We start from the raw sequence: 13,578 nt of genomic DNA, 5'->3' as shown, positions 1-13,578 counted from the left end.
AGTTCCGGCGCCGCGGCTTTTCTCGACTCTGCTCCAGGCGGAGTCAGGCGGCTTTGATGCCCGACTCGATCTGGGTCTTCTCGGCCTTGGGCAGGCTGAGATCGGCCTTGATGTCGATCCGGCGGGGCTTCATCGCCTCGGGGATCTCACGCTTCAGATCGATGGTCAACAGGCCGTTCGACAGGTTCGCGCCGACGACACGGACGTGATCGGCCAGCTCGAAACGGCGCTGGAACGAACGTCCTGCGATGCCACGGTGCAGATACTGGCTGTCTTCGGCAGCGGCCTTCTCACCGCTCACCAGCAGCAGATTGCGCTCCTGCGTGACATTCAGCTCGTTCTCGCCGAAGCCGGCGACGGCGAGCGTGACGCGGTACTGGTCGTCACCCGTCTTCAGGATGTCGTACGGGGGCCAATTGTCGAAGGTGGACACGCGGCTGGCGTTATCGAGCAGGTCGAAAACGCGGTCGAAGCCGACGGTGGAACGGAACAGGGGAGAAAAATCGAAAGCAGTTCTCATGACCATATCCTCGAATGGAGCAATATGAAAAAACCGCGGCCCCGAAGGTCGGCGACCGCTCGGGGATTTATTTAGGGACGGCTTTTGGAGGTTCAAGAGGGGGTTTTTGGGCGGAACGGTGGGTGGCTGGCGGCGGCTGCCGGGGTGGGATGTCCTCCCCGGCACCGCTGCACCCGCCTCGCCACGCTGTCCGCGTGTCGCCTGCTTGTACGTCCATGTAGCGCTATTGGGCCAGCGTCCCTGCTGGTCCCAATTGCCGGGAGAACATCCCTCCCCGGCATCCACCGCCGTCAGCGCGGTGGTACGGAACAGTTGGACTCGGCGGTGCGGCAGCGCTGAACTCTCTTTCAGTGTTCTGCGTTGCCAAACGTCTTCCGGCTCAGCTACGGCGCCAAGTGGTCGTGCCGTCGGGCTTGTCTTCGAGGATGACGCCGGCGTCGGAGAGTTGCTGACGGACTCGGTCGGCTTCTTTGAAGTTTTTAGCGACTCGGGCGGCTTTGCGCTCGCCGATGAGGCGCTCGATATCGGCGTCACTCAGGCCGGAGGCGCCAGCGCCTTTCCGCAGAAACTCTTCGGGCGCCAGCTGTAACAGACCGAGTACGCCGGCCAGCGCTTTCAGCTCGGCTGCAAGCGAGCCGGCCGCAGCGGTGTCGCCCGCGCTCTTGGCGCGATTGACCTCGGTGGCCAATGTTTGCAAAGCGGCGATGGCATCCGGCGTATTGAAATCATCGTCCATGGCGGCTTCGAAACGACGCGAAGCTTCGCTCGGCTGGAACGAAGCAGCCGGCGTCACATCGCGAAGGGCCGTGTAGAGGCGGCCCAATGCCGCGTCGGCCTGCTCGATCTGCACCAGGGAATAATTGATGGGGCCGCGATACTGGCTGGACGCCAGGAAGAATCGCAGCACTTCCGGATCGCGCACATGCTCCGAGTCGAGCACGTCGCGAATACGGAAGAAGTTGCCGAGCGACTTGGACATCTTCTCGGCCTTGGAAGTCTTTTCGTCTTCGACATTCACAAACCCGTTGTGCATCCACCAAGACGCAAACGTATCGCCGGTGGCCGCGCACGACTGGGCGATTTCATTCTCGTGGTGCGGGAACTTCAAGTCCATGCCGCCGCCGTGAATATCGAAGTGCGAGCCCAACAGATCGAGCGACATGGCCGAGCACTCGATGTGCCAGCCCGGTCGGCCATCGCCCCAGGGCGACGGCCAGAACGGCTCACCTGGCTTGGCGCGTTTCCACAGCACGAAGTCGGCCGGATCATGCTTGGCTTCATCCACGGCAACGCGTGCGCCCGCGCGCATGTCTTCCAAGTCACGCCCGGACAGCTTTCCATACGGTGCGAACTTCGACACCGAGTAAAGAACGTCGCCGTTGCTCGCGACGTACGCGTAGCCCTTGTCGATGAGCTGCTGCGTCATCGCAATGATGCCAGGGATGTGCTCCGTGGCCTTGGGCTCGTGCGTGGGCCTGAGAATGCCGAGGCGATCATAATCCTCGTGCATGAACTTCGTGAATCGATCCGTCAGCGACTGAATGCTCTCGCCGTTCTCGGCGGCGCGCTTGATGATCTTGTCGTCGATGTCGGTGATGTTACGAACGAACACCACCTTGTAGCCGCGATATTCCAGATAGCGGCGCACGATGTCGAAAGCCACCTTGGAGCGCGCGTGGCCGATGTGGCAGAAGTCATAAACCGTATCGCCGCAGACATACATGCGGACCACGCCCGGCTCGTGCGTGCGGAACTCGTCCTTGCGACCGGTCAGTGAATTGAAGATTTGCATGGGTCGGATTGTGTCAGACCGCGAGCCTGCGGGCATGCTCCAGACGCGCCTGAATCTCGGCCACCGGCAGCAGCGCCAGCATGGGCGCGAGCTCCGGCCCGTGAGTGAACCCGGTCAGCGCCGCGCGCAGCGGCATGAACAGCGCCGGCCCCTTGTTGCCGGTGGCCTGGCCCAACGCCTTCACGGCCGGCTTGAACTCGGCGCCAGGCTGGCCGATGACCTTCAGCGCCTCGGTAAAGAAGCCCTCGCCCGCTTCGCGAATCGCAGCGAGCGCAGCCGGCTCGAATTCCTCGAGCTTGCCGAACACCACAGTGGCCCACTGTTTCGCATCCGACGGCAATTCGACGTTGCCGCGAATGGCCGTGACGAACTGCGCCTGTTTCTGAGCATCCAGGCCCGGTGGCAGCACCGCGGCAATCCAGCTGACGAACTCTTCGGTGGACAGGTGCGCCACTGTTTCTTTCTGCCAGTGACGCAACTGCGCATCGTCGAACTTGGCGGCGGCGCGGCCCAGCCGCTTCAGATCGAAATCGGCGATCAGCGCCGCATCGTCCAGCCAGCCATCGGTCACACAGGAATGTCCAAGCCGCACCAGATGATTGCGCAAAGCGCCCGGCAAATAACCGCGGTCGCGCAACTCGCGCAAACTCGTATCGCCGTGTCGCTTGGACAGCGGCGCGCCATCCATCCCGAGCAACAGCGCCACATGCGCGTACTGCGGCACCCGCAGAGCCAGCGCCTGCAAAATCAGGATCTGTCGCGGCGTGTTGGTCATGTGATCGTCGCCACGCAGGACCAACGTCACACCCATCAATGCATCGTCGACGGCGTTCGAGAAAAAGAACGCGGTGCTGCCATCGGTGCGACGGATGATGAAGTCGCCGATGTCATCGGTGTTGAAGCGCTGCTCGCCGTGCACGAGATCGACAAACGACACGACCTGCCCCTGCGGCACGCGAAAACGCAGTGCTGCCGGCAAGCCGCGCACCAGCCGTTCGGCGCGCTCTTCGGACGTGAGATTCCGGCAGGTGCCCGCATAGCGCGGCGGCTGACCGGCCGCGAGCTGGCGCTTGCGTGAAATGTTCAGCTCCGCCGGCGTGCAGAAACAGGGATAGGTCAGGCCCGCCGAGTCCAGGCGCGACAACCACTCTTCGTAGATGGTCCGGCGGTGCTGCTGGCGATAAATGGTGTGCGGGCCGCCGATGTCCGGGCCCTCGTCCCAGTGGACGCCCAGCCAGTGCAGGTCCTCGAACAGCGCCGTCATGAAATCTTCGTTGGAGCGCGCCTCGTCGGTGTCCTCGACCCGCAGAATGAAGCGCCCGCCGGCCTTGCGGGCCGCCAGGAAATTCAGCAGCGCGGTGCGAGCGTTGCCCAAGTGCAGGTACCCAGTGGGGCTGGGTGCGAAGCGGGTGACGAGCAAATCGGGCGACTCTGACGACATCTGGGGTGCTTCCTTGGGACCGCGCATTCTATACGGCCGCCGGTGTCAGCGCTGTAGGACCGCCCGTCGGCCTTGTTCCGGCCGCCTTTGCTAAAATCAACGGCCTCATTCCATGGCGGACACACATGCGCATTTCAGGACTTTTTCGCGTTCTCGCCCTGACGGCGGCCCTGCTGCTCGGTTTCGCGTCGCTGGCGTCCAGCCAGTCCGCCGCGCCGCGCGTCCGGGTGGAAACCACCCTTGGGAGCTTCGTCATCGAGCTGGACACGCAGCGCGCACCGCTCACCGTCGCCTCTTTTCTTGAATACGTGAATGCCGGCCACTACACCGACACGATCTTTCACCGGGTGATCGGCAATTTCGTGGTCCAGGGCGGCGGTTTCGATACCAAGAACGTCGAAAAGCCCACCCGCGCCGGCGTGCCTAACGAGTCGGGCAACGGCCTGTCGAACCGCCGCGGCTCGGTCGGCCTGGCGCGCACCGGCGATCCTCACAGCGGCACGGCGCAGTTTTACGTAAATCTGGCGGACAACGCGGCGCTGGATCCGCAGCCCAGCCGCTGGGGCTACGCGGTGTTCGGCCGCGTAATTGAGGGCATGAACGTGGTCGATGACATTGGCGCGGTGGCCACGGGCAGTGTGGCGCCTTTCGAGAGCGATGCGCCGCTGCAGCCCGTCGTGATCAAGAAGGTTGAAGTGCTGAAATGAGCGCCGCGGCGGGTCGGGATAGGAATGGCGCCGGGCAGCCGGTGACCCTGTTCATTTCCGACCTGCATCTCGACGGCGAGCGGCCGGACATCACGGCGCAATTTCTGGAATTCCTGGAGCGCGAGGCGCGTCAGGCGCAGGGGCTTTATATCCTCGGCGATTTGTTCGAAGCGTGGATTGGCGATGACGATCCGGACCCGGACAAGCGCCGCGTCATCGAGGCGCTGCGCTCGCTCACCCAAGCCGGTGTGCCGGTTTATTTCATTCACGGCAATCGCGATTTTCTGATCGGGCGGCGGTTCGCCAAGGAGACCGGCGTCAAGCTGCTGCCCGACGGTACGATGATCGAGCTGTACGGCAAGCGCGTGCTGCTCATGCATGGCGATACGTTGTGTATCGACGATCCGGATTATCAGCGGCTGCGGCGTATCGTTCGGAACCCGGTGGTGCAGTTCGTTTTACGTTGTTTGTCGTTGGCTCGCAGGCAGCAGCTTGCGGCACGAATGCGCGCGGGCAGCAAGAAGCACATCGAATCGATGGATCGGACCAGGCCGCAGATCATGGATGTGAATCAGGATGCGGTTCGGCGCACGTTCGAAACGGAGCATGCCGATGTCATCGTGCACGGCCATACGCACAGGCCGGCCATTCATGATGTGAGCGTGGGCGATCACGTCGCCAAGCGCATCGTGCTGGGCGATTGGTATGAGCAAGGCAGCGTGCTGCGCTGGAGCGAGAACGGATTCGAGTTGGCGGGGTTGCGCCGATGAGAATGTGAGCGGGCGGCGCTTCGTCACCGCGTTGGATACTGGCTATGGAGTAGGACCGATGTTCGCATTCTTTGCCGCGCTCGCAGGCATGTTCTTTTTCGGGCAGGGTCGGAAGTATCGCGCTGCCGGCGCAACGTTTTCCGGTATCTTTCTCATCCTGTTTGCCATCGCGGACTTCTACACGTCGATGTGGCGTTCCCCCACGGGTGACCGCGCGATACGCGCCGACTTAGTCTTACTCCTACCTTTGGCGGTACTTGCGTTAGTGGTCGGACTCGTGAGTCTTCGTGCAGCATCACGAGAGGACTGATAGCACGAGGCTTCAGGCTAGGTCGGCGGGCCGGAATGGAAGCGGAATTGGGGATCGGGAGAGGTCGCCAGGTCGGCTTCGATTGCGGCGAGTTGTTGCAGGCGGGTGCGCCAATCGATGTCGCCGGCGCGTTGCTCGGCGAGGCGTAGGTACAAGCCTTGGTGGCGGGCTTCTGAAACGGCGAGGCCGCTGTAGAAGCCCTTCAGGGGCTCGGATAATAACGGGACCAGTCCTTCGAAACGCTCGCAGGAACGAGCTTCGATCAGAGCGCCACACAACAGCAGGTCCAGCAGGCGCGCAGGCTCGGAGCGGTTGATGTGTGCGCGCAGGCCTTCGGCGTATCGCGATGGCTGCATGCGAGTGAAGGGCACATTCAGCTCCAGCATCAGCTTCTGCACCTGCTCGAAGTGACGAAGTTCCTCGCGTGCCAGGCGCGACAACTTGTCCGTCAGCGCCATATCCTCCGGATACGAAAAAATCAGGCTCAGCGCAGTCGACGCTGCCTTCTTCTCGCAGTTGGCGTGATCGACCAGCAACTCGCGCCAGCGCTCACACGCAACCTCGTACCAGCGCGCCGGAGTCGGCGCGAGCAGAACGGGATGGGCCGGCTGAATAGCGACGGCGTTCATGCAGGCACCGCCTCGATCCGTGACGCTGCAGTGACCAACTCACTAGCGGAGGCGAAACGCTGCGCCGGATCGATCGCAATCAGTTTGTCGAGCACGGGTTGATACACGCTCAACTCTCCGGCCAGGACTGGCCGTGGCGCGTTGCCGTGCAGGTAAATGACACCCATCGGCGTCGGCGCGAGAAAGGGTTTCTTGCCCGTGAGCATTTCGTAATAAATCACACCGAGACTGTACAGATCGCTGCGCTCGTCCAGTTCTTTGCCATGGCCCTGCTCGGGACTCATGTAGTACGGCGTGCCGAAAATCTCGCCGGTGCCCGTGATCTCGATGTTGACCTCGGTGTGTTTGGCCAGACCGAAGTCGATCAAAGCGAGCGAGCCATCCGCGCGCTCCATGATGTTGCCCGGCTTCAAGTCCCGATGCAGCACGCCCACTTCGTGAACCATCTGCAGCGCCGCCGCCATTTGCGCCAGGTACTGCAGCGCCAGCTGCGGTTCGATGCCCTTCGCGATGCGCCCGCGCAAATCGCCGCGCTGGAAATATTCCATCGCGATGTAGGCGTGATCGTCGGCGATGCCCAGATCGAAAATGCGCACCACGTTCGGATGACGGATCTTCGAGATCAGCTCGTACTCCTGGAGAAAGCGCGAGAACTGCGTGTGCTGATCTCCGGTCTCCGGCGCGTCTCGCAACACTTTCAGCACCACCATCTCGCCGGCGCGCTCGCTCTCGGCGAGATACACCATCGACGTGCCGCCGACAGCGAGTTCTCGCACGAAACGATGGCCGAGAATTTTCACCGGGCCGAAGCGAGACAGCTGCTCAGCCTGCGAGCCCGTGCGCCAAAGCGCGAGTTCCTGACGGCGACGCTGAACGGCATCGCGCATCGAGCTTGCGAGCCGACGATGATCGATACGCTCGCGAACCAGACAATCGACAGCGCCGCGCTTCACGACGCGCGCCGCCAAAGCAGGATCGTCTCCAGGCGCCAGATAAATCACCGGCGGAAACCCGGAGCGATACAGGAAATTCTCCAGCCACTCCTCGCCACGCCCACGCTCGCTGCGACCATCGAGCAACACCGCGTCGTAACCGACGGCGGTAAACGCGGAATGCAGGCGACCTGAAATCAACGGCGCATGGATGCGGCACTCCGCATCCGACCAGACGATGGAAATGTGATGTTCGAGGGCTCGCGCCAGCTCGGTGTGATCGGTAACGATCAACACTCGAGGCGCGAGATTGGCAGACGCCGCCGCGAGAGGACGTGTCGCTGGACCCGCTGGCAATGCCATGAGTTAGCTCACGTCGCTAGCGCTGTGCTCAGACCGCGCGGATAGCTTTGAGCGTGCCGCCGCGACGCTTTGCCTTGGCCTGATCGGAACGCTCTGCCTGCAGACGCTCCAGATAAGCCGGCGTGATGTCGCCCGTGACGTATTCGCCCGAGAAGCACGACGTATCGAACTGCTCGATCTGCGAATCGTGGTGCAAGCACGCGCGCACCAGGTCGTCGAGATCCTGATAGATGAGCTTGTCCGCGCCAATCGACTTGGCGACTTCCTCTTCGGTCTTGTTGCTGGCGACCAGCTCGGAAGCCGTCGGCATGTCGATGCCGTAAACGTTGGCGTAACGCACCGGCGGCGCGGCCGACGCGAAGTACACGCGGCGGGCACCCGCCTCGCGGGCCAGATCGATGATCTGAGCGGAGGTCGTGCCGCGCACGATCGAGTCGTCAATCAGCAGCACATTCTTGCCGCGGAACTCGAGATCGATGACGTTGAGCTTGGAGCGCACCGACTTCTTACGCTGCTCCTGGCCCGGCATGATGAACGTGCGGCCGATGTAGCGGTTCTTCACGAAGCCTTCGCGGTACTTCACGCCGAGCAGCTGCGCGACCTGCACAGCCGCTGTGCGGCTCGTGTCCGGAATCGGAATGACCACGTCGATGTCGTGATCCGCCCAGACGCGCTTGATCTTTTCCGCGAGCAGATCGCCCATGCGCAGGCGTGCCTTGTGCACGGAGATGTTGTCCATCTTCGAATCGGGCCGCGCGAAATAGACATACTCGAAAATACACGGCGTATGTTTCGCGGCCGGCGCGCACTGCTGCGAGTAGAAGCGGCCGTGCTCGTCGATGAACACCGCCTCGCCCGGACCCACATCGCGCTCGAGCGTGAAGCCCAGCATGTCGAGCGCCACGCTTTCCGAGGCGAGCATGTACTCAGGACCTTGCGCCGATTCGCGCTTGCCCAGCACCAGCGGACGAATACCGTGCGGATCGCGGAAGCCCAGCAGACCGTGACCGACGATCATCGTCACGACCGCGAAGCCGCCACGCACACGACGATAGACGGAGCTCAGCGCGGCGAAAATATCCGCGGCCGAGGCGCGCGGCGTCTTCACGCGCGACAGTTCGCTCGCCAGCACGTTGAGCAGTACTTCCGAGTCCGAGCTGGTGTTGAGGTGACGCAGATCTTCACGCGTCAGCACTTCGGCCAGCTCGGCAGTGTTGGTGAGATTGCCGTTGTGGCCGAGGCAAATGCCGTACGGCGAATTTACGAAGAAAGGTTGCGCTTCGGAGGCGCTGTCGCAGCCGGCGGTGGGATAGCGCACGTGGCCGATGCCTACGTTGCCCTTCAGCTTCAGCATGTGCTGTTCCTGAAAGACATCGCGCACCAGGCCGGTCTTCTTGCGCATGAACAGCTCGCCGTCCTGGTACGTCATGATGCCCGCGGCATCCTGACCACGGTGCTGCAAGACCGTGAGCGCGTCGTAAATCTGTTGATTGACCGGGCTATGCCCGACGATGCCAACGATGCCGCACATGCTCAGACTCCTGCAAAAGACGCTCGAGCCGCAACCACTCCGGACCTATATGCCGGTGCAAGCTGCAAGTTCAACGCGGAACGGGTCTTGCCGGAAGCAGGCCGAGCCTGCTTTTCCAGCTCGTTCATGCCAGTTTCCGCGAAGGTATCCAGCCACCCGGCTGCTTCGGAGGCGTACGGCATCAGCCGCGAGCTCTTCCACCAGCTGGTCTGGGTGAGCTGCACGAACTGACCCAACAACACGAACACTGCGACGACGACCACGCCGCGCACGAATCCCGTGACCAGTCCGAGCAGGCGGTCGACGGCGACGCTGAGGCCTGAATGTCTCAGCATGTAAACGAGAATGCCGGCCAGGAGCCAGCCGATCACCAGCACGCCGAGCACGATCAGCGTGCGCGCGGCCCACGTACTCACCGGCGGATCGCCGACTCTGCCAGCGAGGAACGGCTCCAGCACATGAGCATAACGCCAGGCGAGCCACAGACCGCCCAGCCAGGCGATCACGCCGATGGCTTCACGGACGAATCCGCGGATCAACCCCAAGAGCATCGAAAGAACCAGCACGCCGAGAATCAGGTAGTCAGCACCATTCATAAGCGCAACAACGATTTACGGCCTCGGAGGTTGGGGCGCGCGGATTCTATCAGTGCAGCGCCTTTTAGAAACAACGGAGGTCGCACACTGAACAGTGCGCGTCCGCCAAGACCGCAAATTCCTCACGGATGGGCCACCACAGCGGCGCTTGGAATGCTCGCCTTCACGGCTTTGAGCACCGATTCAGCGCCCGCGCGATCCTTACTCGGCCCGATGCGTACGCGGTACAGGGTCTTGCCCCCCGCGGTCACTGGCATAACGAAGGCGCTCTGCCCCTTGGCGCGCCACTCGTTCGACAGCCGCTGCGCCGTCGCCTCGCTGGAATAGCTGCCCAACTGAACCGCCCAGCCTTTGCCCGTGGTTGGGCCTGTTGCCGTAGGAGGCGACGATCTGGGGGCGGCCGGCGCGGAAGCAACGGCGCGAGGCTCGGTTTTTTGCGGTTCAGGCTTCGCCGGAGGCGGGGTTTCCGCGCGCGGCTCGGGCCGAGGCGTCTGAGCCACCGGCGCAGGCGCGGGTGTTCTTTGCGCGGGCGTCTCGGCGGGAGTGACCGGCTGCGATTCAGGATTTACCTGAGGCTCCGGCGCTGGCTGCTCGGCTGGCGCGGGTGTCGTCTCAGGCGGCGGAGCCGCTTCCGGCGGCGGCGCGCGGTTATCGGTCGTTTCGACCGGCATCGACGGCTGTGCGCCGGGCGACTGACTCAGATCGATCGTGTACGTCTTGATGGGGCTGTCGTTGCCGCCCTCACCCGCTTCGGTCGCTTGCGCCTGCTGTTCCGCGGAGTCGCGGCCAGGTCCCGAGAGCATCTCGGGAATGAGGATGATGGCCGCGGCCATCAACACGGCCGCGCCGATCAGGCGTTCTTTAACGGGGCGTTCCACGGCGCGAAGTATAAAAGGCGCGACGCGCCAGCGACACGGAAGTTAACGTCGCAATCTCAACTTCTCGCTTGCAACCACTCGAGCGCGGGGCCGACAGTCAGGAACGAGCCAAACACGACGATGCGATCGCCAGATCGCGACATCGTCTCGGCCGCTTCACAGCCAGCGGCGACATCCGTGGCAGTCGTCGCGACAGTCGCGCCCAAGTTGGAGAGACGCTGCGACAACGCGTCGACGGGTACTGCGCGCGGACTCTGGAGCCCGACGACGATCCACGCGTCGAATAATCCGCGCAGTGTGCTCGCGATGCTTTCGATGTCTTTGTCACCGAGGATGCCGCATACAGCGATGGTCCGACCGCCGGTGGGCCGCGACGCGAGTTGCCCTGCGAGCGCCTGAGCGGCAGCGGGATTGTGTGCGACGTCCAGGATCCACTCGACGTCCGCTGGCTGCGTTCGGCGGAAGACCTGAAAGCGGCCAGGCAATGTCACGTTCGCGAGGCCTTGCTCGATCGCTTCGCGCTTAATCGGCAGCCGCGACGACAGACACTCCAACGCACACAGCACCGCCGATGCGTTATCGAACTGCAAATCACCATGAAGCGCCGGGCGCGGCAGATCGTCGTAACTGGATGAACGGCCGCGCCAGGACCAGCGCTCGCCGTCGCGTCGCCAGTCGAAATCCTGACCGAGCCGATACAGCGGCGTGCCTAATTCCTGAGCGACCGCCGCGATGGATGCAGGCATCTCGCGCGAGCCGAAAATCGCGGGTTTGCCCGCGCGGAAAATGCCCGCCTTCTCTCGGCCGATGCTTTCCACGTCCGGTCCGAGCCAGTCGCAATGATCGAGCGCAATCGACGTGACCACGGCCACGTCGGCGTCGACCGCGTTCACGCTGTCGAGCCGGCCGCCGAGGCCGACTTCGAGCACGATCGCATCGAGGCACGCCGTGTCGAACACCAGCAATGCCGCGAGCGTGTTGAATTCGAAGAAGGTCAGCGTGTCACTGCCGCGCGCGGCATCGATGCGCTCGAATGCCGCCACCAACGACGCGTCGGACACTTCGCGCCCGTCGATGGTGATGCGCTCGTTGTAACTAATCAGATGCGGCGAGGTGAACGTGCCGACACGATACCCCGCCTCGCGAAGGATCCGCGCCGTGAGCGCTACGGTCGAGCCTTTGCCATTGGTGCCGGCGACCGTGATGACACGACACGCTGGTTGACGCCAACCGAGCCGCTGCAACGTGCGACGCATGCGGTCCAGGCCGAGGTCGATGGCGCTCGGATGCAGCGTCTCCTGCCAGCGCAGCCAATCGGCAAGCGATCTCACACTATGCTGCGACCTTGGGCTGTGGCGCGGGCCGCTGCATGAAGATCGTCAGCAGACCAGCGATGCGCTCACGCATGTCGCGACGGTCGACGATCATGTCCAGCGCGCCGTGTTCCAGCAGGAACTCGCTGCGCTGGAAACCTTCGGGCAGGGTCTCGCGCACGGTCTGCTGAATGACGCGCGCGCCGGCGAAACCGATGAGCGCCTTGGGCTCGCCAATGTTCACATCGCCGAGCATCGCGAGACTGGCGGACACGCCGCCGGTCGTGGGATCGGTCAGCACTGAAATGTACGGCAAGCGAGCCTGCGCCATGCGCGCCAGCGCGGAGCTGGTCTTCGCCATTTGCAGCAGCGACAACAACGCTTCCTGCATGCGCGCGCCACCGCTCGCGGAGAAACAGATGAGCGGCTTGCGATGCTCTAGACAGTGCTCGACCGCACGCACGAAACGTTCACCCACGGCCGAGCCCATTGAGCCGCCGAGGAACGAGAACTCGAACGCGCACGCGACCACGGGCTCGCCGAGCAGCGTGCCGGTCATCACGATCAGCGCGTCTTTTTCCTGCGTGTTCTTCTGCGCGGCCTGCAGACGGTCGCGATATTTCTTGGTGTCGCGAAACTTCAGCGGATCTTCCGGCTCGATATTGTCCGCGATCTCCACCTGCCCTTCCGGATCGAGAAAGGCTTCGAGCCGATCGCGAGCCTGAATGCGCATGTGATGACCGCACTTGGGACACACGTGCAGGTTCCGCTCCAGCTCGGCGCGGTACAGGACCGCGTCGCAGGCGGAACATTTCATCCACAGGCCTTCGGGCACCGAACGCGTACGGCGCTCGGTCTTGATGCGCGAAGGCATGATCTTTTCAAACCAGGTCATAGCAAGGGCCTGAATTTAGAGAGGGGGCATCTATACTTGGTCCGGAACCGGCCGGCAAGTTGCCGGAACCGGAGCCAATACCGTGAATTCCGGCTCGCTGGGCAGATTCAATGCCGGCGCATAGCGGATTCCCGCCAGGTAAAGACCGCCTGGCACGGCGGTCACGCCGCCCAGCTTGCGATCTCGGTGCGCCAACACCTCGGCGGACCAGTCCACGGGCCGCTCGCCCGTGCCGATGGCGATGAGCACGCCCGCGATATTTCTGACCATGTGATGCAGGAAGGCGTTGGCGCAGACGGTCAGCACGACCAGTTCGCCATGCCTCGTCACGGAAATTTCGTGCAAGTTACGCATGGGGGTGCGCGACTGGCATTGAGCCGCACGAAACGACGAGAAATCGTGCTCGCCAACCAGATGCTGGGCGGCCTCGTGCATGCGTTTTTCGTCCAGCGGCTCACGGATCCACGCCACGCGTTCAGCATTGAGCGCCGGCCGTGCTACACGGTTCAGAATTACATACCGATAACGCCGGGCGAGCGCGGAATATCGCGCATGGAAGCCTTCTGGCACTTCGCGCGCCCAGAGCACGCTCACTTCCTTCGGCATGTTGGAAACGGCGCCGAGCATCCACGAGCGCTCGGTGCGCGTGGCGGTCGTGTCGAAGTGCACGACTTGCATGGCTGCGTGAACGCCCGCGTCGGTTCGGCCCGCCGCCACGACTTCTACCGGATGGTCGGCGACGACGGACAATCCCTCTTCCACCACCGCCTGAATTCCACGCGCGTGCGCCTGCGACTGCCAGCCGGCAAAGTCGCTACCGTCGTATTCGAGGCCGAGAGCTATTCGGGGCATTCAGAGATTGTGCCCGGTTCATCCGAACGGGAAGGCCGGGCGCGAGGCC

13 protein-coding genes and 1 pseudogene are annotated in these 13,578 nt (G+C 63.3%); 3 read left to right on the top strand and 11 right to left on the bottom strand.

Annotated elements, in window-relative coordinates:
- Positions 1–43 precede the first annotated feature (43 nt).
- From VGD45_RS06215 to gltX, 3 genes are all read right to left on the bottom strand, one after another.
- Complete coding sequence (locus VGD45_RS06215) at positions 44–520, bottom strand: Hsp20 family protein (protein ID WP_331154405.1); 477 nt, start codon at positions 518–520, stop codon at positions 44–46.
- 379 nt (positions 521–899) lie between these two features.
- A complete protein-coding gene (cysS, locus tag VGD45_RS06210; protein ID WP_331154404.1) occupies positions 900–2,312 on the bottom strand; it encodes a cysteine--tRNA ligase in 1,413 nt (470 codons plus the stop codon).
- Positions 2,313–2,325: 13 nt separating this feature from the next.
- A complete protein-coding gene (gltX, locus tag VGD45_RS06205; protein ID WP_331154403.1) occupies positions 2,326–3,753 on the bottom strand; it encodes a glutamate--tRNA ligase in 1,428 nt (475 codons plus the stop codon).
- A gap of 5 nt (positions 3,754–3,758) precedes the next feature.
- On the opposite strand from gltX, the gene VGD45_RS06200 reads away from it, so the two are divergent.
- Genes VGD45_RS06200 through VGD45_RS06190 form a run of 3 tightly spaced genes read left to right on the top strand, consistent with a single transcriptional unit; the run spans position 3,759 to position 5,540 of the window.
- The gene (locus VGD45_RS06200) at positions 3,759–4,460 is read left to right on the top strand and encodes a peptidylprolyl isomerase (RefSeq protein WP_331154402.1); all 702 of its coding nucleotides are present in this window, start codon (positions 3,759–3,761) and stop codon (positions 4,458–4,460) included.
- Positions 4,457–5,230, top strand: a complete 774-nt coding sequence (gene lpxH / locus VGD45_RS06195; RefSeq protein WP_331154401.1) for a UDP-2,3-diacylglucosamine diphosphatase — start codon at positions 4,457–4,459, stop codon at positions 5,228–5,230. The genes VGD45_RS06200 and lpxH overlap by 4 nt, the downstream gene beginning before the upstream one ends.
- 58 nt (positions 5,231–5,288) lie before the next feature.
- Positions 5,289–5,540, top strand: a complete 252-nt coding sequence (locus VGD45_RS06190) for a hypothetical protein (protein ID WP_331154400.1) — start codon at positions 5,289–5,291, stop codon at positions 5,538–5,540.
- Between the two features lie 17 nt (positions 5,541–5,557).
- Here VGD45_RS06190 and VGD45_RS06185 read toward each other — a convergent pair whose 3' ends face one another.
- The 8 genes and pseudogenes from VGD45_RS06185 to truA all read right to left on the bottom strand — a co-directional run bounded on the left by VGD45_RS06185 (position 5,558) and on the right by truA (position 13,529).
- Positions 5,558–6,169, bottom strand: a complete 612-nt coding sequence (locus tag VGD45_RS06185) for a tRNA-(ms[2]io[6]A)-hydroxylase (protein WP_331154399.1) — start codon at positions 6,167–6,169, stop codon at positions 5,558–5,560.
- On the bottom strand, positions 6,166–7,464 hold the full coding sequence (locus VGD45_RS06180) for a serine/threonine-protein kinase (protein ID WP_331154398.1): 1,299 nt from the start codon (positions 7,462–7,464) through the stop codon (positions 6,166–6,168). Before VGD45_RS06180 ends, VGD45_RS06185 begins: the two co-directional genes overlap by 4 nt.
- A 28-nt stretch (positions 7,465–7,492) precedes the next feature.
- Positions 7,493–8,995: an amidophosphoribosyltransferase gene (gene purF / locus VGD45_RS06175; protein WP_331154397.1), complete on the bottom strand. Its 1,503-nt coding sequence runs from the start codon at positions 8,993–8,995 to the stop codon at positions 7,493–7,495.
- 2 nt (positions 8,996–8,997) lie between these two features.
- On the bottom strand, positions 8,998–9,591 hold the full coding sequence (locus VGD45_RS06170) for a CvpA family protein (protein ID WP_331154396.1): 594 nt from the start codon (positions 9,589–9,591) through the stop codon (positions 8,998–9,000).
- A gap of 122 nt (positions 9,592–9,713) precedes the next feature.
- The gene (locus VGD45_RS06165) at positions 9,714–10,469 is read right to left on the bottom strand and encodes an SPOR domain-containing protein (protein WP_331154395.1); all 756 of its coding nucleotides are present in this window, start codon (positions 10,467–10,469) and stop codon (positions 9,714–9,716) included.
- Positions 10,470–10,525: 56 nt separating this feature from the next.
- Positions 10,526–11,800 (bottom strand): bifunctional tetrahydrofolate synthase/dihydrofolate synthase, encoded by a 1,275-nt coding sequence (folC, locus tag VGD45_RS06160; RefSeq protein ID WP_331154394.1) that lies wholly within the window; start codon positions 11,798–11,800, stop codon positions 10,526–10,528.
- Positions 11,801–11,822: 22 nt separating this feature from the next.
- A pseudogene (accD, locus tag VGD45_RS06155) lies at positions 11,823–12,677 on the bottom strand (acetyl-CoA carboxylase, carboxyltransferase subunit beta); the annotation flags it as partial.
- 30 nt (positions 12,678–12,707) lie between these two features.
- Positions 12,708–13,529 (bottom strand): tRNA pseudouridine(38-40) synthase TruA, encoded by an 822-nt coding sequence (truA, locus tag VGD45_RS06150; RefSeq protein ID WP_331154392.1) that lies wholly within the window; start codon positions 13,527–13,529, stop codon positions 12,708–12,710.
- Positions 13,530–13,578: the final 49 nt, after the last annotated feature.

The organism is Steroidobacter sp., assembly GCF_036402275.1.
GTDB lineage: Bacteria > Pseudomonadota > Gammaproteobacteria > Steroidobacterales > Steroidobacteraceae > Steroidobacter.
Note: the sequence above shows the minus strand (reverse complement) of the source record. Positions and strands in the feature narration are given on the sequence as shown.